This window comes from Vibrio sp. 1151_11 (genome assembly GCF_029478525.1).
Taxonomy (GTDB): domain Bacteria; phylum Pseudomonadota; class Gammaproteobacteria; order Enterobacterales; family Vibrionaceae; genus Vibrio; species Vibrio anguillarum.
Genome location: NZ_SHMN01000001.1, coordinates 161,492 through 187,790 on the forward strand (window position 1 = coordinate 161,492; position 26,299 = coordinate 187,790).

General features: G+C 44.9%; 18 protein-coding genes and 1 riboswitch. Of the genes, 14 read left to right on the forward strand and 4 right to left on the reverse strand.

The genetic code is table 11. From position 1 onward, the window contains the following. Nucleotides 1–154: 154 nt before the first annotated feature. Nucleotides 155–1,258 carry a PEGA domain-containing protein gene (locus EXZ60_RS00700; RefSeq protein WP_026028446.1) on the reverse strand — a complete coding sequence of 368 codons (1,104 nt, stop codon included), beginning with the start codon at nt 1,256–1,258 and terminating at the stop codon, nt 155–157. A 426-nt stretch (nt 1,259–1,684) separates the two neighbouring features. Between EXZ60_RS00700 and EXZ60_RS00705 the strand changes: the two genes are divergently transcribed. The 8 genes from EXZ60_RS00705 to EXZ60_RS00740 all read left to right on the forward strand — a co-directional run bounded on the left by EXZ60_RS00705 (nt 1,685) and on the right by EXZ60_RS00740 (nt 12,894). Next, nucleotides 1,685–2,509 carry an AraC family transcriptional regulator gene (locus tag EXZ60_RS00705; RefSeq protein WP_017042345.1) on the forward strand — a complete coding sequence of 275 codons (825 nt, stop codon included), beginning with the start codon at nt 1,685–1,687 and terminating at the stop codon, nt 2,507–2,509. A gap of 291 nt (nt 2,510–2,800) precedes the next feature. Continuing rightward, nucleotides 2,801–5,923 carry a bifunctional proline dehydrogenase/L-glutamate gamma-semialdehyde dehydrogenase PutA gene (gene putA / locus EXZ60_RS00710; RefSeq protein WP_277435105.1) on the forward strand — a complete coding sequence of 1,041 codons (3,123 nt, stop codon included), beginning with the start codon at nt 2,801–2,803 and terminating at the stop codon, nt 5,921–5,923. Between the two features lie 21 nt (nt 5,924–5,944). Continuing rightward, nucleotides 5,945–6,643, forward strand: a complete 699-nt coding sequence (locus EXZ60_RS00715) for a 1-pyrroline-5-carboxylate dehydrogenase (protein ID WP_017042347.1) — start codon at nt 5,945–5,947, stop codon at nt 6,641–6,643. Nucleotides 6,644–6,711: 68 nt separating this feature from the next. Then, nucleotides 6,712–8,202, forward strand: a complete 1,491-nt coding sequence (putP, locus tag EXZ60_RS00720) for a sodium/proline symporter PutP (protein ID WP_017044927.1) — start codon at nt 6,712–6,714, stop codon at nt 8,200–8,202. 215 nt (nt 8,203–8,417) lie between these two features. Further along, nucleotides 8,418–8,645: a hypothetical protein gene (locus EXZ60_RS00725; protein ID WP_013868195.1), complete on the forward strand. Its 228-nt coding sequence runs from the start codon at nt 8,418–8,420 to the stop codon at nt 8,643–8,645. A gap of 218 nt (nt 8,646–8,863) precedes the next feature. Beyond that, a complete protein-coding gene (locus EXZ60_RS00730; protein WP_013868194.1) occupies nt 8,864–10,753 on the forward strand; it encodes a methyl-accepting chemotaxis protein in 1,890 nt (629 codons plus the stop codon). Nucleotides 10,754–10,974: 221 nt separating this feature from the next. Next, the gene (locus EXZ60_RS00735; protein WP_010317305.1) at nt 10,975–11,457 is read left to right on the forward strand and encodes an Lrp/AsnC family transcriptional regulator; all 483 of its coding nucleotides are present in this window, start codon (nt 10,975–10,977) and stop codon (nt 11,455–11,457) included. Nucleotides 11,458–11,478: 21 nt separating this feature from the next. Continuing rightward, nucleotides 11,479–12,894: a coniferyl aldehyde dehydrogenase gene (locus EXZ60_RS00740; protein WP_088729797.1), complete on the forward strand. Its 1,416-nt coding sequence runs from the start codon at nt 11,479–11,481 to the stop codon at nt 12,892–12,894. Here the strand turns inward: EXZ60_RS00740 and EXZ60_RS00745 are convergent. Beyond that, a complete protein-coding gene (locus tag EXZ60_RS00745) occupies nt 12,891–14,789 on the reverse strand; it encodes an SgrR family transcriptional regulator (RefSeq protein WP_208891977.1) in 1,899 nt (632 codons plus the stop codon). The genes EXZ60_RS00740 and EXZ60_RS00745 overlap by 4 nt on opposite strands. 145 nt (nt 14,790–14,934) lie before the next feature. Between EXZ60_RS00745 and EXZ60_RS00750 the strand changes: the two genes are divergently transcribed. The 4 genes from EXZ60_RS00750 to EXZ60_RS00765 all read left to right on the forward strand — a co-directional run bounded on the left by EXZ60_RS00750 (nt 14,935) and on the right by EXZ60_RS00765 (nt 17,993). Further along, nucleotides 14,935–15,072, forward strand: a complete 138-nt coding sequence (locus tag EXZ60_RS00750) for a hypothetical protein (protein ID WP_013868191.1) — start codon at nt 14,935–14,937, stop codon at nt 15,070–15,072. A 181-nt stretch (nt 15,073–15,253) separates the two neighbouring features. Next, nucleotides 15,254–15,410: riboswitch (FMN riboswitch) on the forward strand. 92 nt (nt 15,411–15,502) lie between these two features. Beyond that, the gene (ribB, locus tag EXZ60_RS00755; RefSeq protein ID WP_013868190.1) at nt 15,503–16,159 is read left to right on the forward strand and encodes a 3,4-dihydroxy-2-butanone-4-phosphate synthase; all 657 of its coding nucleotides are present in this window, start codon (nt 15,503–15,505) and stop codon (nt 16,157–16,159) included. 71 nt (nt 16,160–16,230) lie between these two features. Continuing rightward, nucleotides 16,231–17,391 (forward strand): methyl-accepting chemotaxis protein, encoded by a 1,161-nt coding sequence (locus EXZ60_RS00760; protein ID WP_017042353.1) that lies wholly within the window; start codon nt 16,231–16,233, stop codon nt 17,389–17,391. 119 nt (nt 17,392–17,510) lie between these two features. Next, nucleotides 17,511–17,993, forward strand: coding sequence for a DUF1456 family protein (locus EXZ60_RS00765; protein WP_038148283.1), 483 nt, complete (start codon nt 17,511–17,513; stop codon nt 17,991–17,993). A 129-nt stretch (nt 17,994–18,122) separates the two neighbouring features. Here EXZ60_RS00765 and EXZ60_RS00770 read toward each other — a convergent pair whose 3' ends face one another. Beyond that, nucleotides 18,123–19,784, reverse strand: coding sequence for a methyl-accepting chemotaxis protein (locus EXZ60_RS00770; protein ID WP_194575337.1), 1,662 nt, complete (start codon nt 19,782–19,784; stop codon nt 18,123–18,125). Between the two features lie 291 nt (nt 19,785–20,075). Between EXZ60_RS00770 and EXZ60_RS00775 the strand changes: the two genes are divergently transcribed. After that, nucleotides 20,076–20,432 carry a YibL family ribosome-associated protein gene (locus EXZ60_RS00775; RefSeq protein WP_026027197.1) on the forward strand — a complete coding sequence of 119 codons (357 nt, stop codon included), beginning with the start codon at nt 20,076–20,078 and terminating at the stop codon, nt 20,430–20,432. Between the two features lie 62 nt (nt 20,433–20,494). Here EXZ60_RS00775 and malT read toward each other — a convergent pair whose 3' ends face one another. Next, the gene (gene malT, locus EXZ60_RS00780; RefSeq protein WP_013868185.1) at nt 20,495–23,203 is read right to left on the reverse strand and encodes an HTH-type transcriptional regulator MalT; all 2,709 of its coding nucleotides are present in this window, start codon (nt 23,201–23,203) and stop codon (nt 20,495–20,497) included. Between the two features lie 586 nt (nt 23,204–23,789). Here malT and EXZ60_RS00785 point away from each other — a divergent pair. Then, complete coding sequence (locus tag EXZ60_RS00785) at nt 23,790–26,243, forward strand: glycogen/starch/alpha-glucan phosphorylase (RefSeq protein WP_013868184.1); 2,454 nt, start codon at nt 23,790–23,792, stop codon at nt 26,241–26,243. Nucleotides 26,244–26,299 lie beyond the last annotated feature (56 nt).

Below are 26,299 nucleotides of genomic sequence, written 5' to 3' on the forward strand. Positions count from 1 at the left end.
TTATCTACTTCAGTTAAGTTATTAGTTCATTGTGTCTATTCTAAACGAAAACACCATTTTGTCTGAAGTCATCTTTCAATAACTTAATGACAAAATGGCGTTTTAACCGCATCTTTGTGAATTACGACAGAAAAACAGAGTTTTTTTGAGGTAATTAACCCTCTTTATTCGGTCTTAGCTTTATCCAAACCGTATCGTTGCCGTTAATTGTTAATACCCGGTTGTAGGTTTCGTAGCCATCTTTAGAGACGGTAACTTGGTGGCGGCCATTGGGCAAAACAATCTCAACAGGTGTACTGCCGTAGTTAATACCGTTGATGGTTACGGCATCGTTGTATTGATCCGACCTTACGGTCACATTTGCCCACTGTTTGTCATTTTTTTGCGTACCTTCAGACACGCCGCCTTTCAAACAGTATCGAGTTGACACGTTAAGCAGTTTACACGCCGCCACCGCTTCTGGTTTCGCTTGAAGCTGAGCTTGCATTTGGGTGAAGTATTCGTTGTTGCCTTCAAAGCCACTGCGAATAATTTGGCTATCTTGTACATGGATATTAAGTTCCACGCCTTTCAGGTTTTGCTTGGCAATGACCGATTCGGTTAGGTCATCAAGCAACTTGGCCCGAAACGTTTTTACCGCTTTTTGTTTGGTAAGGTGCTGTCCCTGATTTGAACACTCACCGAGTGTCATTGTCGTTGAACAGGTGGTTTTATAGCCAGTTTCAAGAACACTACTTTCACGCAGTTCGGCTTCGAGACGTTTGACCCTAGCTTCAATGCGCGACTCTTCGAGGTTCGCATACTCATTACTGAGACGAGCTTGCTTCTGTTTGATTTGAGACAAGCGCATTTCAACTTCGGTCATCGCTTGATTATTCTCAAGGCCTTCAGCTTGGTTCTGCTTCACTGATGCCCATGTTTCTTGGTACTTCTTTTGAAACGAAGCTAAATCTGTGTCTGGATCATCTAAAAGACGGCTATATTGTTTGTCCAAAGCAGACTTGGCTCGATTGCGTTTAGCATCAAGTTCTTCACTTTCTCGTTTAATACGAACATGTTCATTTTTAAGTTGTTGAAGCTTGGCTCCCTCTGCTTCGTATTCTGCAGAAATCGCGTCGATTTCCGTCTGTTTAGTAGTCATTTTTTCATCGATAGCGGTGACAGGATCTACCTGAATAACTTCTTCCGCGTACACCGATGCAGATACCCAAAAAGGGCTTAGCGCAAGCAATAGCGCTGGGATGCGACGTGTGATCATAGGTCCCTGCAACAAATTAACGTTTAACCACAAAAGTGGGAAAGACAAACTTTTGACAGCTTTAATGGATAAGCTGTATTCATAATGCAAAATTTATTCCGAACAATAGCAAAATTCACTGAAATCTATTACTAGGTGACTGATTTTGTAAATTTTATAATTGTGCATCTTCATTTTGAGCCTAATAGCGAAATATGCAAGTCTCTATTTTCGATCTATTTAGGGGTTTTGGGATTGAACACACATTGACCGTAATTTATGTGCACTTGATCATTGTTCCGTTTTGAAAAATCGATCTCATTTCACCCCTAAACTTAAGCTTCATATGCACTTTGATGTTTAATTTTTAAAAAAATACAGCTTTGTTTTCGCTCCTGATAGTTTTGTTATAACATCAGCTTCTAACCTCAACCATGATGCAGCAATATGAGTGACTTTTCTTCGGCTAAGCTATCTAACTATCAACAAAATGACAAAGTTTTGTCGCCTAGGCCGGCAGAGTTAGTGACATTACCCTCGTACATGGAGTGTCATGATCATAGTTATACCCAAGTCGTTATCGGATTAAAAGGCCAAGCTGAGTTTGAAGTACAAGGTGTAGGCAATTTGGTGGGGCCGGGGCAAGGTTGTGTCGTTACCTCTGGAACTGGCCATGCGTTTGGTGGCGTCGTTGGGCAGTCGGATATTTTAGTGCTTAATCTTCCAATCTCCTGTGGAGATGACCCTTTGCTTCTACAAAAAATGAATGAGCTGTCGAATGCGGATATTTACTTTCAACTGGATGGACAAATCCAAAAGCTGATCCAATTGCTGGTTAAAGAGATGCAATCGAGTCCTGATGATTTACTGTTGAGCCGTGCCTGCAATGACACCGTGATGGCATTACTGCAACGTCATATTTCTGTATTTGAAACGCATCGCAAAGAGTCTCGTTTTGATCTTGAAGCGATTGATCGTTATATCGATCTGCACCTTGGTCGTAAAATTTCAGTCGCTCAATTAGCGGGCCGCGTTTATTTAGGTGAAAGCCAATTTCATATGTTGTTCAAAGAGCAAATGGGGATCACGCCTCATCAATATTTGTTAGGTAAACGAATTGATATGGCAAAAGATTTGATTGAGCAAGGTTGTTTGAGTTTTGGTCAAATTGCGGAATTAACGGGCTTTTCTGGACAAAGTACCTTCACTCATTCATTTACTCGCTTGCAAGGTATTTCTCCATCGCAATACCGAAAATTGTGTCGTCGCTAATTCTTTATATCCCTGCCTCTTTTTTGTTTGTAATTCCCACATCATTTTTATATTGCTTGCCTTGAACTATCGGCAACACGTGCACCTTTGGTTAAATTTTGGAAACAATGTTGCTATTTTCTGCTTTGTGCATGATGTCAATTGATGTGATTGTGTTTTTATTTTGTTAATAGCCAGAGTTTTTAGCAAAAAACTCGGAGTTTTTGACAAGTATTCTTCTCGCGCTCAAAATACACTGCCAGCCATTGCAGGAAACCCGACCTTTTTCGGGAGTGAGATTGAGGAAAACGCATGTTTACAGCAACAGATGTGTTGAATGCAGAGTTTATCGAGCAACCGCTTGATAAGCTGTGGTCGCTGATCTCTCCACTTTATATGGTGGACGAATCTCAATGGCTGAAGCAGTTATTACCGCTGGCAACAGCTACAGAATCAGAAAAATCGGCGATATTAAATAAAACAACCCAGTTAATCGAAGCGATCCGAGCCGACAAAAAAGCGGTGCAAATGATCGATGCCTTATTACTTGAGTACAGTTTAGATACGCAAGAAGGTATTTTGTTGATGTGTTTGGCTGAAGCTCTGATGCGCATTCCCGATGCGGAAACCGCGGATGCTTTTATTAAAGATCGCCTCAGCGTTGCGGATTGGAAATCTCATCTGAAAAATTCTGACTCTGTCTTTGTCAATGCGTCCACGTGGGGGTTGATGCTGACTGGTAAAGTGATTGGCCTTGCTGATGTGGATACGACTAGTCCAACGCAGGCGGTTAATCGTCTAGTGAATAAGCTTTCTGAGCCAGTGATTCGTAAGGCGATGCACCAAGCGATGAAGGTGATGGGCCACCAATTTGTGCTAGGCCGAACCATTGAAGAAGCACAAAAAAATGGCCGTCCTATGCGTGATAAAGGCTATACCTATTCATTTGATATGCTCGGTGAAGCGGCGTTAACCACGGCCGATGCCAATAAATATTTCAAAGATTATTTGATGGCGATTGAGGCGGTTGGCCGCGAGAAATATGGCTTATCAACCAGCCCGGCACCGTCCGTATCAATCAAGCTTTCTGCATTGCATCCGCGTTATGAAGTGGCTAATCAAGAGCGCGTGCTGAGCGAGCTTTATAGCACACTGCTACAGCTTTTAGCCCGTGCTATCGAGCTGGATGTGGCGATCACTATTGATGCAGAAGAAGCAGACCGTTTAGAGCTGTCATTAAAGCTATTTGAAAAGATATATCGCAGTGAGCCCGTGAAAGGGTGGGGGAAATTTGGTTTAGTTGTACAAGCTTACTCTAAGCGCGCTTTACCCGTTTTAGTTTGGCTTAATAGGTTGGCGAAACAGCAAGGTGATGTGATCCCACTGCGTTTAGTCAAAGGGGCGTATTGGGATAGCGAAGTGAAGTGGTCTCAGCAAAGTGGCTACAGCAACTATCCGGTATACACACGTAAAGAAGCTACTGATGTCGCCTATTTGGCTTGCGCTCGTTTTCTTTTAAGCGAGGGTGTTCGTGGTCATATTTTCCCTCAATTTGCCAGCCATAATGCACAAACCGTGACCGCGATTGCGGTGATGTCACAACACAAAGATTTTGAGTTCCAGCGTCTGCATGGCATGGGTGATGCTCTTTATCATCATGCAATGAAAGCCTATCAACAATCGGTGCGAATTTATGCTCCAGTAGGTAGTCATAAAGACTTACTGCCTTATTTAGTTCGTAGATTGCTTGAAAATGGTGCGAACAGTTCGTTTGTGCATCGTTTAGTTGATGCACGTTGTCCTATTGATACGTTAACGCAACATCCCGTCGATATGTTGCTCTCGTTTGATTCTTTACCAAATAACAAAATTCCTTTGCCACCGCACATCTTTGCCGAGCGCGTTAATTCCTATGGTGTCAATATTGATATTGAAAGTGAGGCAACGCCTTTTGAAGCGAAAGTAAAATGTTGGCTCAGTAAACAGTGGCATGCTTCTCCTATCATCAATGGTGTTGCTCAGTTCGAAAGCATGATCAAGGCAGGGGCATCGCCGGAAGTTGTGACTGCGCCTTATGACCGTAGGAAGCATGTTGGACAAGTGGTATTTGCCAACCTTGATCATGTTTCCGAAGCTATCTCAATAGCGGAGCAATCCTTTGCTGCTTGGAAGCAAGAAGAGCACAGCGTTCGCGCGGGCAAACTTGATAAACTTGCTGATTTACTCGAAGAGAACTTGGCTGAACTGGTCGCCATTTGTCATCACGAAGCAGGGAAAACCATTCACGATAGCATTGATGAAGTCCGCGAAGCGGTAGATTTTTGTCGCTATTACGCCAAACAAGTTTCCGCGTTAACACCCTTTGAAGTGACGAGTTTTGATAATGAAAAGCGTAAAGTGAGCCGTGAAGGTCGCGGTGTTTTCGTGTGCATTAGCCCATGGAACTTCCCTCTTGCGATTTTTCTTGGGCAAATCACGGCAGCGTTAGTGGCGGGTAATACGGTCGTTGCCAAACCCGCAGAACAAACCAGTTTGATTGCTTCGCGTGCCGTGGAACTGATGTTGGAAGCTGGCTTTCCTGCTGGCGTTATCCAATTGTTACCTGGACGTGGTGCAGAAATTGGTAGTGCGCTGACTTCTCACCCTGCCATTGCAGGTGTCGCGTTCACTGGATCAACGGCGACCGCGCAACGTATCAATCAAGCTCTTGCTCAACGTGACGCCGCGCCAGTGCCGTTGATTGCAGAGACGGGTGGGCAAAACGCGATGATCGTTGATAGTACGGCTTTACCCGAGCAAGTGGTGAGAGATGTGATTCGTTCTGCCTTTGCTTCGGCCGGGCAGCGCTGCTCTGCATTACGAGTGCTATTTGTTCAACAGGATATTGCCGATCGCATCATCAGCTTGATTCATGGTGCGATGAATGAGCTCAAGATTGGTATTCCTTACCTCCACAGTACAGATGTCGGCCCTGTTATTGATGAAAAAGCCAAACAAAAGTTGCTCTCTCACATTGAACAGATGACCAAGACACAGACCAAAGTTGCGCAATTAGAACTCAGTTCGGAGTGCCAACACGGCGATTTTGTACCGCCAGCGGCTTTTGAAATTTCAGATATTCACTGCTTAACCGAAGAGCAATTTGGGCCGATCTTGCATATCGTGCGCTTTAAAGCGCGTGAGCTGGCCGATGTAGTGCAGCAAATTAATCAAACTGGTTTTGGTTTAACCATGGGGATCCATAGCCGCAATGAAACGACGTATCGTTGGATAGAAAAACACGCCCGAGTAGGTAACTGTTACATCAACCGTGATCAAGTGGGTGCGGTGGTGGGCGTGCAACCATTTGGTGGGCAGGGGCTTTCTGGTACCGGACCAAAGGCAGGTGGCCCACATTACTTATACCGTTTTACTCAAACTGAATTTTCTCAGTAATAAAGGCTCAGGAGAATTAGCATGGTTCATCAAGTAACACGTTTTTCTGACGCTTTTTCAGCATGGGAAAATTGGAATATCACCGATTTTGATTCTAAATGTGAGTGCTTACTTTCATTTAAAAATCTACTAGAAAGCGCTATGCCACAACTGGCAACAGTGATTTCTTACCATCTTCATCAGGCATCGGCGCTGTTGGCGCATTCGCATCAATTGATCGGTCCTACTGGAGAAACCAATGAGCTATACACCGCAGGTCGGGGCGTGGCTGTGATCATCCAAGGTGAACACAGTGATAAAGCGCAACAGGCGGTGGCAGCTCAGCTTTGTGCCGCTCTTGTGGCAGGCAATAGCGTCGTCTTATGTAGTGACGATGCGATGTTGATTCGAACACTGCAAGCGGCATTTGAGCAGTCAACACTCCCTACTAATCTCATTCAGTTTACGTCTTTTGATGCTTATCATCCGTTGATGGCGTCGGACGTTCGAAGTGTAGGTTACGTTGGGAACACTTCGGTTGAGCGTAGCCTCAACCGTCAGCTAGCTGATCGTAATGGTGCGATTGTCAGCCTAGTTTCTGAAACGGACTTGAGCGCGATCCCCGTGGCTCATGATCCTCACTTATCGTTGCGCTTTATTACCGAGCGTACTCGCACAATAAATATAACAGCAGTGGGTGGTAATGCGACCTTGCTTGAGCTTGGTAGCGAAACCCATTAATCCTTTCTGTTTTATCCTCTTCTTCGGAAGAGGACATGGAAGGCGATCTTTTAAAGAGGACAAACACAATGGAAAATAGCTTTGCTATTACAACCACCTTTATCCTGTATCTTATTTTGATGCTGGCTATTGGTGTGGTTGCATACCTTCGAACGAAAAACTCCGCAGATTATTTCTTAGGAGGGCGATCACTGGGCCCTTGGCCTGCGGCTTTATCGGCGGGTGCATCTGATATGAGCGGTTGGTTATTGCTCGGTTTACCTGGTTACGCGTACGCCGCTGGTATTGAGGCTTTCTGGCTAGCGGGTGGCTTATTATTGGGCACATGGGCGAACTGGTTAGTGAATGCTAAGCGCTTGCGCACTTATAGCATCACGACAGATTCATTAACATTACCTGAATTTTTATCACGCCGTTTTAATGATAAATCTAAACTGATTCAAACCATTTCAGCCTTCTTTATTTTGCTGTTCTTCCTCTTTTATACCAGTTCTGGCCTTGTGGCTGGCGGTAAACTATTTGAAACGGTATTTGGTTTAGATTATTCAACCGCAGTTATTATTGGCACCATTTGTGTGGTGTCTTATACACTGTTTGGTGGATTTTTAGCCGTTTCTTGGACTGACTTAGTGCAAGGCCTATTGATGGCAGCGGCATTAATGATTGTGCCCATCGCGGCAATCAACGGTGGTTTGGGTCAACTGAGTCAAGATCTATCCGCAATAAACCCAGAGCTATTGACGCTGTGGCATGATGTGAAAGGTGAGCCGTTAACAGGTGTTGCCATTATCTCATTAATGGCATGGGGGCTTGGTTATTTTGGTCAACCCCATATTTTGGCGCGCTTTAAAGCGTCTCGCTCAAATAAAGATCTCACCACTGCACGTCGTATTGCGGTCATTTGGACCGGTTTATCCATGGCGGGAGCCTTGTTGGTTGGCTTAGTTGGGCTTGTTTATGTGACGAACACAGGTTCGCTGGAGCTGGCAGATGGTGAAAAAATCTTCATGCTGCTAGTGAATGCGATTTTCCATCCAGTTATTGCAGGTATTTTGCTTGCGGCTATTCTTGCGGCAATTATGAGTACCGCTGACTCGCAATTATTAGTTTCTTCCTCTGCGTTAGCGGAAGATTTTTATAAGCAAGTCATCAAGCAAGATGCAACGTCGGAGGAGATAGTTCGTGTTGGCCGCTTTGCTGTGATTCTAATTTCTATCGTTGCGTTAGTGCTGGCCATGACACCAGATAGTTCCGTGCTCGGCTTAGTTTCGTATGCATGGGCGGGCTTTGGCGCCGCATTTGGCCCTGCAGTGGTATTGAGCCTTTATTGGTCTCGAATGAACCGCAATGGTGCACTAGCCGGCATTATTGTTGGTGGCGTGACAATTGTGGTTTGGAAACAACTGTCTGGCGGTTGGTTTGATGTGTATGAAATTGTTCCTGGGATCATTTTCTCTGTACTTGCGATCGTTGTGGTGAGCTTAGCGACAGCTGAACCCGAAGAGAGCGTGAGAGCACAGCACGTGACCTTTAAAAAGCAGCTGGTTGAACTAGATTGACATTCATACCGTTGTTCAATAACTAGCCCCTTTCTGAGGGGCTTTTTTGTACAGGTTAGATTGTGTAGTGTGCTTAGCAGAAAATAAGGAGATTGGGATGGACGTTTTTTGAAGATAGCTCACGAAACACACACTAAAGTTTGAGAAAAATGAACCTGTAGGCGCAAAATGTGTCAATTATCAATAATGATGCAAATTGTAGGGATTATTGGACCATGTCAAAAGCTTATTGCACCTGTTGTCGTAAAGAGACACCACATAAAGTCGTGATGAAGCGCTGTCAGTCAGAACCTTGTTCAACGTGGCAAGGTGTTCAAAAGTTTTTTGCGCTCATTATACAAGGTGAACCTCATTACAAAATGGAAAAGCAAGGTTTTTGCCGAGTATGTAATCACCCATCAACATTAAGCCACACCGACTTCTCACGCGTCCGCGTTCTCTAAATACTTCCAGCACTGCGCTAAGGTTTTTGGCGTAGTGCGCCTCTCGCTCAAAAGATAATTTTGCTTTTATTCGGCTGACTAAGTTTGATTTAGTGCACATTTACGTGCCGTTCTATTGCACGAGTGTCAAGTATTGGGAACTTAGGCAAAGTAATAATCCATAGTTGTAATACTCTCAAGCCCATTACTTTGGTGAACAAGCTTCAAGGAGCATTGCAATGCAATTGAGTTTAAAGAGAAAAATGGTGTTCTCTGTGGTTGCTGCTATTACATTGACAGCCGCTGCATTGGTTATGGTTGGCTATCAAACCTTTAAAACCGACAGCTGGAGAGCGATTGAGAGTGAAGCGCGTAATACATTACAGGCTCATGCAAAAGGGATTGGTGACTGGTTTAATGGTAAACAAAAAACGCTGCTAGGATTAAAAAACGAAATTGAGCGTAATCCACAATTAGACATTGTTCCTCACCTACGCCAAACCTTGGAGTCTGGTGAGTTTGGGCTGAGTTATTACGGTAATGAACAGGGCGATATGATCCGCAATGACGGATCGCGTAACCAAAATGGTTATGATCCTCGTGAGCGTGGTTGGTATAAAGAAGCCAAAGTCGCGGGTAAACCGATCACAACCGCCCCCTACGTCAGCGTTACCATGCAAACCTTAGTGGTGACATTGGCAGAACCTGTCCGTCAAAATGGCCAACTGATTGGCGTCGCCGCTTCCAATTTAGCTTTGGGTAAATTGATCAAGGACGTCTTAGCTATTGAGGTTCCCGGGAAGGGCAATGCTATTTTGGTGAATACCAAGGGGCTAATTGTTGCCCATCCCAATCAAGAGCTTATTTTAAAACCTACCCAAGAAATGGCCTCACAACTGACCATTCAAAGCATATCAGAGGCGGCAAATTCTCAATTACCACTCTTTGTTGATATTGATGGTCAGGCCAAAGTATTGATGGCGCAAAGTATTGAACATACCGACTGGCTGTTGGTTATGGTGATGGACAAAACGGTTCTTGAACAGCCACTCAATGACATGCTATTGAAACAGAGCTTGATTGGCTTGATGATTTTAGTGATCTTGGCATTAGCGACCTCATGGTTCGTCGCTCGTCAGTTGAATGAGTTGAGTAATATTGCTCAAGCTTTGTCAGATATCGCCGAAGGTGATGGCGATTTAACCCGTCGTTTAGCCGTTCGCAGTGACGATGAAGTCGGTATCTTAGCGGATAAGTTCAATAAATTTGTCGATCGCATCCATGTCATGGTGCAAAGCGTGCGTGATGTTTCCGTTTCCCTTAACCAAGGAGCGACACAGGCCGCAAGCTCAGCCAGTCAACGTAGTGAACGGATTCGTACTCAACAAGATGAAATTACTATGGTTGCAACTGCGGTAACTGAAATGGCATCTGCGACCGCTGAAATCGCGGGCAATGCTGATAATACCGCTAAAAATGCCAATGAATCGGTTGAGCTTGGCGCACAAGGCTATCGCCAGATGCAGCAAAGCAAACAGTCAATCAATCAGTTAGCACAAGAGCTTAGCAGTGCTGTGGGCATCATTGGTGAATTAGAAGTGCACGCTAATGAGATTTCAACCATTCTGTCGACCATTCGCTCGATTGCAGAGCAGACAAATTTGTTGGCCTTGAATGCGGCGATTGAAGCAGCGCGCGCCGGAGAGCAAGGTCGTGGCTTTGCCGTTGTAGCTGATGAAGTCCGAGTGCTTTCTCAGCGCACTCATGCCTCTACCGAGGAGATCCAGTCTAAAATTTCCGGTTTGCAGAAGGTAACGACCAATGCTGTTTCTGTCATGACGGAAAGCCATAAACTGGTCGAAACAAGTGTGCAAGATGTGAACCACACAGGAGAAAGCTTACACGCAATCAGCGAAGCCATTCAGATGATCAGTGATATGGCGACGCAAATTGCATCAGCAGCAGAAGAGCAATCTTTGGTGACAGCGGATATTAATGGCAACACCGAATCGGTACGTGAAGTCAGCGACCAACTCGCCAGTGATGCGCAAAATGCAGTGCAACAAGCTCATGAAATGCACCGTTTAGCGAATGAGTTAGATAAAGAAATTTCTCGTTTCAAACTGTAATCATCTCAACGTACTCAAAGTAAAGAGGCGATAAATAGATTACAACCAAGAAAGTGGGTTCTTGCTCACTTTCTTTTCCTTTTTTCTCCTCAGTCTTTTTATTCTAACGTTCCCCTATTCTATGTGATTTATATCACAATGCCTTGTGATGATAGGTTGGTTTAACGCTGTAAGCCATTATTGTATGCCATATCACTTTTTTTAGAGCGCCGTGTAAAACCATGAGCCTAGACCGCATCGACCAACAGATCTTACGTATTTTGCACAGTAAAGGACGGCTTCCCGTTGTTGAGCTGGCAAAGTTGGTGAATTTAACCACATCTCCTTGTTCTGATCGTGTCAAACGCTTAGAAAAGGAAGGGTACATCAAAGGCTACCATGCAGAACTGTGCCCAGAAAAGTTAGGTCTGGATGTACAAGTGTTCATTCATATTCGATTGGATCAAACCAGTTTCTCTATTTTTGAGCGCTTTTCACAAGCAGTGGCGGACATCCCAGAAATTGAAGCATGTTATTCATTGTCCGGTGATTTTGACACCATGATCAAAGTGAGAGTGAAAGATATGAAAGCCTACCAAAGTTTTATGTCTGGCAAGTTGGGTACATTGCCGGGAGTGATTCAAACGCGCAGTGAATTTGTGATTGAAGAACATAAAGCCAGCTTTGGCATTAATCCTGAGCTCATTTCCAAGACGCTGCCTTAGCTGCGAATGAGGTGAAATACGGTGCAAGAAACAGAACAGCAACAGCCCTTAACTAAAGACGTTACGACACTTTTTACTAGATTAAAACAGCAGGCAATAGCAGAGCCATATCCAAGCCTTGAGCAAAGACGTATTTGGTTGCAGCGCTTAAAAACCGCGTTACTCAGTGAACAGGCCGCGCTCGTTGAGGCCTTAAATCAGGATTATGGTTATCGAAGTCGCTTTGATAGTACGGTTTGCGATCTGCTACCGGCCGTTTCACACATTAATTACACGCTAAAACACCTCAAATCGTGGACAAAATCGCAATCGCGTCATGCAGGTTGGCTATTATTGCCGTCGACAGTGAGCGTTCACTATCAACCCTTGGGCCTTGTGGGGGTGATTGTGCCTTGGAATTTTCCTATCGTGCTCAGTATGGCTCCATTAGTCACAGCATTGGCGGCAGGTAATCGCGCTATGGTCAAATTGAGCGAACATACGCCTTGCACCAACCAAGTGTTGATGCGTATTTTTGCGACGGTCGATGAAGCGGTTGATACTGTAGAAGGCGGGGCTGACGTTGCCGCACAGTTCAGTGCGTTACCCTTTGATCATCTGTTATTTACGGGGTCAACACCAGTAGGTAAATTGGTTGCCCAAGCGGCTGCGAAAAACCTAACACCAGTAACGTTAGAGCTTGGCGGGAAATCCCCCGTGATCATTGCACCTGATGCTGACCTTGCGCGCAGCGTTGACAACATCATGCTTGGCAAAGCCATCAATGCAGGGCAGATCTGTGTTGCTCCTGATTATGTTTTACTGCCGGAAGGCAAACAACAAGCCTTTGTGGAGCTCTATCTGCAACGCTTTAAGCGCTATTTTTCCACTAAAGATGGCTATGATACGTCACATATTATTAATCAAACCCAGTTTGATAGGCTGCAGCAATACTTAGACGATGCTAAACAAAAAGGGGCCACATTGCATCCCGTAGAAGGCGATGCAAAAGCGGGCACGTATCAATTTTTGCCTTGCTTAGTGACGAATGTGAAGGTCGATATGTTGTTATCCCAACATGAGATATTTGGCCCCATATTGCCGATATTGAGCTACCACAGTTTGGATGAAGCGATAGCTTATATCAACGCTCGCTCACGTCCGTTAGCTTTATATTTAATGAGTGATGATCACGAGCTGATTAAACAGGTTAGTACACAAACGCATAGTGGTGGCCTAGCTGTGAACGATACTCTGTTGCATGTGGCCGCCGATGATGCCCCCTTTGGCGGTATTGGCGATTCTGGGGTTGGGCACTATCACGGGATTGAAGGTTTTAAGACCTTTTCACACGCCAAAACCGTATTGTTTTCTAAGCGTTGGTTGCCACGTAGCCAGTGGATGCTGCGTTATCGTTTAGTGATGCTGGCAATATTACGCAGGCTATTTATTCGCTAATCAATGGACCACACATTTTTAATATCAGGCCATCCCCAGTTGGTCAGTGCAACGTCTTTGAGCACTCCCTGAAAGCGTAATGTTTGCTTATGGTGGAACAAAGGGATGAGGCAGTATTCGTTGATCAAACTCGATGCTAGCGGTTCCAACGCGATAAGGTAGTGTGTCAATGGTGTCGTTGACCGAATGTCGATTAACGCTTTGAGCAGCCATTGGCTCTCTGCGAGGCCAATGCAATGGTGTAACATTGGGTTGCCAAATAAGTGGCTAAATGCACTGAAATGCCGGTTGTCATCTAAATTAATATTGGTGATGACTATGGTCTCGTACAATTTGTCTTGCTGGGCCAGAAAATTCAATTCTCGGTAGGAGTAAATGTTGACGGCAACAGTCAGCCCCATCTCCTCTAAAATATGTTTCACGCCGAAGGCGCAATGAATCAGTACCGTGTAGTCATAGACGGCAATTGAGATTTGATTGGGCAGGCTTGCTTGGGGCGCTGGTGGTCGCACCACAGGTTGCCATACTGGCAGTAGGTTACTGGCAACGACGGCGTCAAACTTAGCTGGTTGTTGTGCTAAATAGTGCTCCAGTTTTTCTCCAGATATCTCGGTAGCTAGGTAGCGTTTCTGATTTTCATTAAGAGGTGAATGAGCACCTTGATTGAACAAAATAAACATGCAGCCATCTTCCACTCTTGACGACTGATTAGAGGTGATGATCGCCAGTTCTTCAACGTTACTCAGCTCTACATCGTGGTGGCAAGAGATGTTTTGTTGCTGATTTTTTTGTTTGATATGCATGCCTTGAGGGTACAACTCGTCTTCATTTAAAATCCAAATTGTGACGTGATCCGTTAAAGCTCGGCAGCCATAGAATTGGTCAAATGCGCTTAAAATGAGTTTGTGAGGCGAGTGATCTTGAACTTGAAATGGGCCACAACCTGTCACCATTGGGGAGTATGCACTGTTCACTTGGCTGGCTGGTTGAATGGAATATTTGACGCCAGAGAGCAACCCTGCAAATCCTAAATCAGATTGATTAAGAGAAAATACTACTTTTTGTGGTTGTGGTGCGCTTACATCAACCAAATGCGCGAGCTCTTTTTTGTACTCTTCCAAACTAGAGAGTTTGGCAAATAAACTCACGATCGTATTAGCATCAATCGGTGAGCCATCGTGAAACGCTAATCCGGGGCGAAGATAAAATACCCACTGAAAATGTTGCGCATCATACTCCCAGTGATGGGCTAATTCTGGATGAAAGCGTCCTTGTTCATCACACTGGATGAGGCAGCAATAGATTTGCCTGAGCAGAAATCGCTCACTACTACGTTGTATTTGATGGGGCACTAGCCGTTCAAATGGTCGTTTATACGTCAGTTGAATGTGTAAGCGACCTTCGCGAATAGATGCGCCGGAAGTACTTTGCAACAAACGCCCAAACACTACCTCATCATTATCCAGTATGGTTAAGGCTTTTTCATATTTCCCAGCCAAAATTTGCTCTTTCGCGAGCGTTTGTTTGATTGTGTCTAAATCGAGGTTCAGGCGCAGTATCGAGCGTTGGTTACGTCCGACTTTGGGTTGCCACTTGAGCCAACCTTGTTGCTGCATTTTAGCCACCAGATTTCGTGCATGACGCGGTGAGGTGAATAAACATTCTGCAACCTGTGTTAACGACACTTTAATCTCTTGACCCACACCAAGCACGGTCAGGCGTGTGTAATAACGTAATAAAGTAAGATCAGACACTCGCAAATCCTCTGGATGAAAGGGAAGAGATAGGCAGTTCAGTTCTTCGCACGGCCTTGCGCTTTGCCCTCCTTTATGGCCAAGTTGTTTGGGTATAGTAGCGAATTTATGAAGAACTAAATAAGAAATATTAATGATCATTTGTTCCTCATTTATTGATTTTTAGTTTTTAAATATCGTTTTAAGGCTAATTTCGATGATATAAGGAATTAAAAAATAAAAAATTCTCAGTTTTTGTATTCCTTGTTTTGATTCACAATCAACGCATCGATAGCTGAGGAGGTGAATGATGAACGACCCCATAACGACTGACACCAAACAGCCAACACCGCTGGCGATCTATTACCGCCAGCGTTTAGAAAAATCACGTAACCCTATAGAGGTGATGGCGATTTTAGCTCTGATTCATTTATGTCACTGGTGACCATGAATAAAGGCATCTTGCATACCCTAAACTCTTGAGTTAGCTATGCTCCTGTTACCCCCAACTGCATAATTGCAGGATGCCTTTCCTTTTCGATGCACATCACTTTTTCGTCGTCCTACTTTTCATCTTTATCGTAAACGACTACCATGACATCGCTTTTTTAAAGCCAATTTATATTTTAAATTCTCAGGGCGGGGTGAAATTCCCCACCGGCGGTGTATTTGTTTTTTCAGTTGAGAAGGCAGATGAGCCCGCGAGCGCTCGATGTATCGAGGTCAGCAGATCTGGTGAAAAACCAGAGCCGACGGTTATAGTCCGGATGAGAGAGAATGAAGAGACGCCAGTTAGTTCGCTAGCTGGTGCAATTTGTTTTGGATTTGATCCCTCATAGCAGCCCTGATTCTGGTGATTTTTTAGGAGTACAACCATGAATCAGCTATCTCTACTTGCCAAATTTGGCGACCCTATTACTCGTGTTGAAAACGCACTGTCTGCGCTTAAAGAAGGGCGAGGCGTGTTGTTGCTTGATGATGAAGATCGTGAAAATGAAGGCGATATCATTTATGCGGTTGAGTCACTGACCACACAACAAATGGCACTGATGATCCGTGAATGCAGTGGCATCGTCTGCCTATGTTTGACCGATGAACAGGCTAATCAACTGCAACTGCCCCCGATGGTAATGCATAACAATAGCGCAAACCAAACCGCTTTTACTGTCTCGATTGAAGCAAAAACAGGTGTAACCACGGGCGTTTCAGCGCAAGACCGAGTGACCACAATAAAAACCGCGGCTCGCTTTGATGCTAAAGCCGATGATCTTGCACGCCCTGGCCATGTTTTTCCACTTCGCGCTCGGGCGGGGGGTGTTTTGGCTCGTCGTGGGCATACAGAAGGGACGGTTGATCTTATGCAAATGGCGGGTTTAATGCCTGCGGGCGTATTGTGTGAACTCACCAATCCTGACGGTTCCATGGCCAAAACACCCGAGATCGTTGCGTTCGGGCAAAAGCACAATATGCCTGTATTGACGATTGAAGATATGGTGCTGTATCGAACAAGACTTGAACTCAAACAGGCTTAATGAATGTCGAAGGGGGCTAGGTGCGTCCCTTCACATTACTCCGATTTAATCTGCTTATTTTGAAATGAGAAGTGCATAAAATTATTAACGTTCGATTAAACTTATGTAGATTGACGATGTTATTTTTGCCGAGGTTGAGCATGCTATTTAATAAGAAAATGCAAAAAGAAAATGATGATTTGAAGGCTCAGATAGCTGCATTACAAGCACAGCAAAGACTTGAGCAACAAAAGTGGCAAGATGAAATTCAGCAGCTAAAAGAACAGCTGGCCTTATTGCGTACATCAACTCAATTAGAGTCTGATTTGATGGCCAGCCATTTGAGTGGTAGCCACATGCTAGAAGCCATCCGTTCTGGTCTGGCTCACAATGCTGAGAATTTATTGCGTGAGAACGAATCACTGAAGCAACTGAATAGTATTTTTGGTCAGACAAGCACAGCAATTAATCACTTATCTTCTCGAGCAGAAAAAATTGCAGAATACGCTCACGCTAGTATGGAGTCGGTGACTGTTCTAGATAAAACAACCATTTCGATTGGCCAGTTAGTCGGCACGATCCAAGAGATTTCGCAACAGACCAATTTATTGGCACTGAATGCAGCTATTGAAGCGGCACGCGCAGGTGAAGCGGGTCGAGGTTTCGCGGTCGTGGCCGATGAAGTACGGGCATTAGCTTCCAAAGCCAATGATGCCAGCACTAAGATTGAATCTTTAGTTGGGCAAGTTCAGAACCAAACGGAAAGTATTAAAGGTTCAGTGAATCAGAGTCAAGAATGTGCAATCGAAGTAGAAAATGCTTCAAATGAATTAAAACAGACGGTAACAATCGTTTTAGACAAATCAAAACAAATGCAAGAAGTTATTCGTATTGCGACGGCGTGTTCTTTCCTTGATACGGTGAAATTGGATCACGCAGTTTGGAAAAATGAAGTGTACGATCACATCCTCAATCGTCGGTTTGAACATGGGATGAATACTCATCAAGAGTGCCGTCTAGGTAAATGGTATTTTGAGGGTGATGGTGCGCGTGAATACAGCCAGCTTCCCAGCTTTGCTGGTTTGAATGCTCCTCATAAATTGGTGCATGATTCAGGAAAGAGTGCACTGAAGTCTGGTCAGAATGGTGATTGGACACAACTGATTAAGCAAGTTGATACTATGGAATTGGCCAGTAAATCGGTGGTTGATTCGATAGACCGATTACTAAAAGAGGTAGTAAACACACATTAAACTCAGACGGTATTACGTAAAATAGATAGGTGTCCGATCGCTCTTCTGCTACAGTGGCGCGCTATTTCTTCACAGTCTGTCATCTTGATGGCACTGGAAATCTAACCCTAGGATCTATTTTGACCAATAACGATATTTTACGCCGTATTCGCTACACTTTTGACTTTAAAGACTCAGCTATGGTTGAGATTTTTGCTGCGGCGGACGGCTGCGTTACTCAAGAGCAAGTGACTACTTGGCTAAACAAAGAGACGGAATCTGTGTTGAGTGATGTGGATCTAGCGATATTTCTCAATGGTTTAATCAATACAAAGCGTGGTAAACGCGATGGTGAACAACCTCAGCCTGAAACACGCTTAACCAATAATATGATTTTCATGAAATTGCGTATTGCGCTGGATATGAAAGCAGAAGATATTTTAGACACATTAGCTTTCATCGATTTTCGTTTAAGTAAGCACGAGCTCAATGCATTTTTCCGCAAGCCTGACAATAAACACTACCGTGAATGTAAAGATCAGATCCTGCGTAACTTTTTAATGGGTGTTCAGCGTCAACTGCGCCCAGAAGATAAACGCGAATATCAAGAAAAAATCGATTAAACCAAAGAAATCTTCTGTAAGTCATTAGGGATCTCTTCATTGAAAAAAGCCATGTTGACATGGCTTTTTTACTTAGTGATCAACGATCTTCATTCTGACGCTTACAAGTCTCAGTTTTACCTCTTCTTGCTAAACTTTAAAGCGGTCCACCAACTCATAGAGTTCGTTGGCTCGGCTATTCAACTGCTGGCTACCCGCTTGGTTCTGATTAGCCAGTTCAGCCGATTGACTACTTTGATCAGATATCACCACAATGCGCTCTGATATCTCTTGCCCAACAATACTTTGCTCTTCTGTTGCCGTTGCGATCAGCGCGTTCATATCCATAATCGTGGCAATAGAGTCTTGAATTTTTTGTAATGCTGTCGATGCGGCATTGGCTTTTTCTACGGTGCTTAAGCTACGGCTTTGGCTTGAATCCATCGCTTTAACTGCGGCATCAGAGGCATTTTTCAGTTGCCCGATCATGGCATGAATTTGCCCTGTACTGTCTTGGGTACGGCTGGCTAATTTTCGGACTTCATCCGCTACCACGGCAAATCCTCGTCCTTGCTCGCCTGCGCGAGCCGCTTCAATAGCTGCGTTTAACGCCAGTAGATTGGTTTGTTCCGCAATATCTTGGATAACCGCAAGTAGAGACGAAATGTTTTTCACATCGCCTTCCAGTTTTGAAATCACAAGGCTCGCTTCAGCGACCTCTTTGGCGAGATCCTGTACCGATTTTGCTGCCGAATCAACAATCTCATGGGCATCTTTGGCGTTGTCGTCAGCATCTTTTGCTGATTGAGCGGCATGATGGGCGTTGTTCGAGATCTCTGTTGCAGTCGTGGTCATTTCTGTCATCGCTGTCGCTACTTGATCGGTCTCTTCACGTTGCCCTGATGCAATGGCGTCAACTTGTTGTGCTCGTTGTGTCATGTCATTGGTTTCATCCACAACCTGTTGCCCAACTTGGTGCACGCGCGCAATGATACTTTGCAAGCTGGAGACAAAGGCATTGAAGTTATCACTTAATCTTGCAAATTCAGGGGCGTTGAATTTTTCCATTCTTGCAGTTAAATCAGCGTCACCGCTTGCAAATGAACGAATCGATAAATCAAATAGCTCGAGAGGACGCATGATACTGCGATTTAAAATGATGGCGAAAAAACCGACGATGAGGATAATGATCAAGCTCATCAAACCGATATTGACTAAACTGCTTTGCATATTTTCCGCAGCGAGTGTTTCCATGTTGGCGATTACGGCATCAATGTCATCGGTGTAAAAGCCAGTACCTATCATTAGATCCCATTGTGGCAAATAGGTAGAATAGGCCAATTTAGGTAGTGGTGTCGTCTCTCCCGGCTTGGGGAAATAGTAGGTAGTGAACTTATCTACTTTGGCATTTTTGATTAAATCTTGGATTAAATAGTTGCCATGCGTATCTTGCATGTTCCAAAAGTTATCGCCTAAACCAGCATTACTTTGGCCCAGTAGTAGTCGATCCCCTTTGCTATTGTAGCCAAAGATATAGCCACTATTTTCAAACGCGATGTCACGCAGTATGGTGATGGCTTCGCTGAGGGGAGCGTTCTTTTGTTTGAGTGATTTGAGCGCTGTATCGGCAATTTGCAGATATGAACGCAGCTCATTTTGTTTCATCTCCATCATGCTAGCGCGGGTAGCAGCCATTTGTTCGTGATTCAGTTTTTGTGTTTCTGAAAAACTGAGATACATCATACTTAACGAAATAATCAGTAGCGGAACAATGGATAGCACGTAGAGTCTTTGGCGAATAGTCAGGCTCATGGTTATTTCCTGTTGTTATGTTATTGGCCTTGGTACTTTAACTGACGGTTGACATGCTCGTTGTTGTTATAAATATAGCTTAGCTAAGTTTGCGGCACCGCGTCTTACAAAGAGCATATTTTCATATGAAAAATGGGTGTTATGTCAAATTGGAATGCTAAGTAGAGTTGTTATGCCCTCTATGACTTGCCAGTGGCTTTCATTTCACCGGTTTAAGCTTAATTTCTATATAGAGTATAGATAGGCTGTGATATACTCCGCGCCCACTTTACTTTCGAAGAGCCAGTGACCATGAGCCTGAAAAATGAAATTCAACAACTCAATAACCGCTTAGATACGTGTCGCCATAAGCTCGATGCGGCTAAAGGTCGTGGCGATCAAGTAATGATCAGCAAATTTACCGATGAAGTAGAACAACTGACGAAAAAGCTCGCTCAAGCAAAACACAAGCAAAATTATACGGTGAGCAAAGAGCGTAAGAGTTTGCTCGATATGCCATTTTCTCGTGAGTTGACCAAAGCCGAACAGGCGGATTTAGGTCAATTGAAAAAGTCAGTTAAAGGTTTAATCGTGGTACACCCGATGACAACAATGGGCAAAGAACTGCGTTTAGAAGTGATGACTGGTTTCGCCCCAAAAACCTTCTAACCGTCATTTTTTACGACAGAAAAGAGCCAGATTATCTGGCTCTTTTTGATCGTACCTGCGACTCAATAGCCCATAAGTTGCAATAAATTCTCGGCGGTGTGGATTGCCTCTTTGCGGTTAGCAATATTCAGTTTTTGGTATAGGTTGCGGATGTGGGTTTTGATGGTGGTTCCTGCGACATCCAGCTCTTGTGCAATTTGCTCATTGCTAAACCCAGAGTAGATAAGCCCCAAGACTTGCCATTCACGTTGAGTGAGTGGGCTGGTACGAACCAGCTCAGGAATATTTGGGTGATTAACCAGCTTCTCAACAAACTCTTCGTCGAAATGGACTGATCGGCTGCGCTGAGTGGTAGAGATCTCTTTCATTAACTGTTGTGCGCGGTGGCGTTCCAGATCTCCCAATTCGGATCGGCTAGAGAGTTTTTCCAACAAGTGGCCGATCTGCGAACCATCGATTAAAAAGTTACCCACCATACCCGTCTGATTGGTTAGCTGTAGCGCCTCTTTGAGTTTTTCTTTCGCCACTTCTTCGTTGTGCACTGTGGTGGCTAGAACGGCTTCGAGGATCAAATTACGGTTTAGGTCAGTAATCAACTGATAAGTTTGCGCTTCGTGCTGCATAAACGTCAAAGTTTGAGTCGCATCTTCCAAATGACCTAAGTGAATCTGAACTCGAGCAATATTGCGCCATTGAAGCTGTGAAAAGTGATTGCATGCTTTTTCTGGTCGAATGGTGGTCTTGAGCCACTGCAACATTGCTTCATCATTGCCACGAGCTTGCCAAAATAGAATCAGTGAGAGCGAAGCATTCGCCGTCCAGTCTACGTGATAAGTCGATTGTTTCAGTAAGTGCTGTATTTGTTCGATGAACTTACCCGCTTTATCGAGTTCACCACGGCCAATAGCAATACGTGCCAGCATTGAATAACTGTGCAGATGCTTGCTTGGAGAGTGGTTGCCCAATACGCGTAGTCCTTTATAAGCGCACTCTTCCGCTTCATCCAAGCGGTTCCAGCACCACAGGATTTGGGCACGTATCCGTAGTAAGAACTCATGCAATGGCACTTGCTGTAATTGCTGCTCTTCAATTAATTTGAAGGCAATATCCTGCACTTCAAAAGCGGCTTGCACATAACCTTGGGCAATCAAGATCTCGCTTTGCTGTAGTAATGCCCATAGCGCTTGGTGGTAAACCTGATACTGGCGTGCCAGCTTTTCGGTTTGTTGCATCATCGAGAGTGCGCGGCTTAATTGACCGAGCACGTGGTTCACTTCGCCGACGACTGAAGTGGCGACAATACGACTGCGGTAAACGGTGTGATCCAGTTGGCTTAGCGCTAACTCCGCCAGTTCTAAGGCTTTTTCTGGCTCATTTTGGTTGATCGCGACTTGAGCACGCAGGGCATTGAATTCGCCTTGTTCTTTGGTGCTGAGCTGAACATTGAGCGCTTTCATTTCGTTGGTTGATTTGGTCAGCAGATCTCCAACGTCAAAGTAGCGGTGCTGACTTTGAGCCAGCCAAGCTTGTAGCATACACAGTTTAGGCTCGCGATAGAGCTGAGTGGGGGAGAGTTGGTTAATGGCCTCTTCGAGAGCCAAAAGCTCGCCTTGGTTGAACATCTTCCAGCCAAATTGCGTCAAGATAGTAGCGAGTAAGTCAGTATCGTTGGCGAGCGTGGCGTGACGCAACGCTTGATGAGGTGTGGCTTCTTGCAACCAAGCGTGCGCGGCGGCACGATGCAGATCGTGCTCCTGCTGCGGGATGCGCGCCAAGCGTTCATGAGAGAGGAATTCCGCAAATAAGTTGTGGAACCGGTACCAGTTGTGCTCACCTTCCAGTGGATAAATGAATAAACCATAGCGGTTGAGCGACTCAATCATGCTCAGCGCGTCGTCACGTTTGGTGAGTGCAGAGACTAACACGTCATTAAAGTGATCGAGCACCGAGCATTGCATCAAAAATTGGCGCGTTTCTTTATCCAGCAGATCAAACACTTCCTCAACTAAGTAATCCCATAAATGTGCATGATTAAACTGCGATACCGACTCCGCTGTTTGAGCCAACGTGCGCTTTTGGTGCTGTGCTTGTAAGGCAATCAATTGCAGTGCAGAGGGCCAGCCTTCGACATAGGTGCACAAGTTGTTGGCAGTATCATCATCCACGCCATCAGAGACCCGTTGATTAAAGAAGCGTGTTGTTTCTTCGGTATCAAAGGCGAGTAGCTCGTTACCAATTTCGATCATCAAATCGCGTACGCGCAAGTTGGCCGTACCTAATGGTGGTGTGGCACGGCTAGTGACGACCAGCGTTAGGTTGTCTGGCATGTGTTTGAGGAAAAAGCGCATCGCTTCGTGGATATCGTCATCGGCGATCAAATGATAATCATCGAGAACCACATAGCACTCTTTGTTAAAGCCAGACATTTCCGAAAACACTTCACTAAATAGCGAGTGTAAAGAAGAGAACTGGCGTCGCTCGGCCAGTTTTTGGGCATTTGGACAACTTTGCTGAGTCGCTTTATTAATCGCTTGCAGTAAGTAGTTGATAAATCGGAACGCATCATTGTCGCTTTCATCGATGCTATACCAACCTACATTGGTCTTGTCTGATAACCATTGCGCTGCCATGGTGGTTTTTCCATAACCAGCAGGCGAGCGAAATAGCACGAGTTTGTAGCAAGGTGCTTGGGCAAGCAGCTCTAACACGCGCGGGCGAACGATGGCGTTGTGTAGGCGGCCGGGACGAGTAAGCTTAGAAGGTATCCACATCTTCCAGATTCCATTTATTGTTCTTGTTACTGACTTAAAAGCTGATCGCAGCTTTGGAGGTGCTTAGTAAGAAGAGCATCATTATTTAGGAGTACACAAGTGAACTATCACTCATTTTGTGTGGATGTTACTTGATGTCGTGACGCACGTTTATTGATCCATCCCGAGATTCTTGCAGGATTCACATTTACTCATCATCTACGCCCTGTAATTGTGACTTTAATCACTAAAACTTCTTTGTTATGCGCTATATAAAAACTGAGCATGTACAAAATCTCATGTAATTTGTAAATGAAGCTCATTTTTTTGAGAGCCAATTCTCATATTGAGAGATTGATATTCCTGATCGAAACCTTAGCGTCATGAGCGGTATTTAGGCTAGTGAGCAAGGTGATGTGATCACAATCACTGCTTATGAACCGCTATGTGCAACGAATGAGAGATAGATCACTGCGACTCTGGTGCTCGCCCTCTACGCCCTGAGCCCTCCTCCTAAACGAGGTCATTTTTAGGAGGATGCCGACCTTGCGTAGCTGATGCACGATATGCCGAAGATGAATTAAAACGACTAAGTGAGATTTCGCTAATGAAACCTACGCAACAGAAGAAGTTTGATAAAGCTTCGTTCCAAGACAACGTAAAGAAACACCTGACTGCCACCTACGCCACCACCATTGAAAATGCAGATAGCCGTTCATGGTATCTCGCAATGGGGCGCGCACTGGCTGAATTAACGATGTTTGATCTACTCGAAACTGAGCAAGACGAGCGCATTGTTAACGCTAAGGGTCTGAACTACTTATCACTTGAGTTCTTGATTGGCCGTTTAACGGGCAACAACCTCATCAGCATGGGCCTGTATGAGCAAATCACGGAAGCGATGGCTGATTTAGGTCAGAACCTAACGGATTTATTAGAAGAAGAACGTGACCCATCCTTAGGTAATGGTGGTTTAGGGCGACTTGCGGCATGTTTCATGGATTCGTGCGCTGCGCAAGAGTACCCAACCGTAGGTTATGGTTTACATTATGAATATGGTTTGTTTAAGCAATCTTTTAGTGAGGGCCACCAACAAGAAGCTCCTGATGAGTGGCGTTGTGTTGAAGGCTACCCGTGGGAAGTGGCACGACCACACCTAGCACAAGAGATTGGTTTTTACGGCCATGTTGACGTTATCAATGACAATGGTGTGGAAAAACGCCGTTGGATTCCGAGTATGTTTGTCCAAGCAATGCCTTGGGATTTACCGATCGTCGGCTATGAAAGCGACACGGTTTACCCACTTCGTTTATGGGAATGTCGCGCAATTGCGCCTTTCTCACTGGCTGATTTCAACAACGGTAACTACTTTGAAGCACAGCATGCCTTGATTGATGCAGGCAACATTACCAAAGTACTTTATCCAAACGATAACCACGAAAAAGGCAAGACACTGCGTTTGATGCAGCAATATTTCCATAGCGCGGCGTCAATGCGTGACATTTTGCGTCGTCATGCGGCGGCGGGTCATGACATTGCTGATCTTCCTAAATATCAAACCGTTCAGCTAAACGATACTCACCCAACGATTTCCATTCCTGAATTGATGCGTATCTTGATTGATGAGAAAGGCATGGGCTGGGATGAAGCATGGGCGATCAGCTCAAAAACGTTCGCCTATACCAACCATACGCTACTGCCTGAAGCACTCGAAACGTGGAGCGAGTCGTTGATCCAGCGTTTGCTTCCTCGCCATATGGAAATCATTTACGAAATCAACCACCGCTTCCTGCAAGAAGTACGAGCCAAGTGGCCGGGTGATGTGTCGAAACAGCAAAAACTCTCCATCATTCAAGATGGTTTCCACCGTGTAGTGCGTATGGCAAACCTTTGTGTGGTTGGCTCTTACGCTGTGAACGGTGTGGCGGCGCTGCACTCGGAGTTGGTAAAACGCGATCTTTTCCCAGAATTCCACGAGCTTTACCCAACACGTTTGCACAACGTAACAAACGGCATTACGCCGCGTCGCTGGTTGAAATTTTGTAACCCAGGTTTGTCGGCGCTTATTTCGGAAAAAATTGGCACTGAGTGGCCAGCGCACCTTGACCAGCTAGAAGCGATTGCGCAATACGCTGACGATGCGAAATTCCAAAAAGAGTTTATGGCGGTTAAGAAACACAACAAGCAGCGTCTGGCTGATTGGGTATCAGAGAACATGGGTATTGAGCTTGATACCAATGCCATCTTTGATGTGCAGATCAAACGCTTGCATGAATACAAACGTCAACATTTGAATATGTTACATATTCTCTCTTTGTATCATCGTTTAGTGAATGACCCAACGTTCGATATGACGCCGCGCGTGGTGTTCTTCGCGGCTAAAGCGGCACCGGGTTACCACCTAGCTAAAGAGATCATCTACGCCATCAATAAAATTGCGGAAAAAGTAAATAACGATCCGCGCATTGGTAACAAGCTAAAAGTAGTTTTCATTCCTGATTACCGCGTGAGCATAGCTGAAATCATCATTCCTGCTGCCGATGTATCCGAGCAAATTTCTACCGCAGGTAAAGAAGCATCCGGTACCGGTAACATGAAAATGGCGCTAAATGGTGCTTTAACCATAGGTACGATGGATGGTGCAAACGTGGAAATTCGTGAGGAAGTGGGTGATGACAACATCTACATCTTCGGTTTGGAAGTGGACGGAGTCGAAGCATTAAAAGCCAGTGGTTATAACCCATATGATTACTACAATGCGGATCCGCTGCTTAAGGCTTCACTGGATTTGTTGGTGGGTGAAGAGTTTACCCCAGGCGCTCCGGGTAAATTGAAAGCCACGTTCGATAGCTTGCTTGATGGTGGTGATCCATACCTAGTGCTGGCTGACTTCGCTTCGTATGTACAAGCGCATCAGGCGATGGACAAGCAGTACCGTGACCAGGCTGGCTGGGCGAAGAAAGCGATTCTTAACACCGCGTTGGTGGGTAAGTTCAGCTCTGACCGCAGTATCCGTGACTACGTTAACAACATCTGGAAATTAGAAACCGTTAAACGTTAATTTTCAAGTAAGCCAAGGCCTTAGAGCCTTGGCTCTATGATGACTCATTATAATAA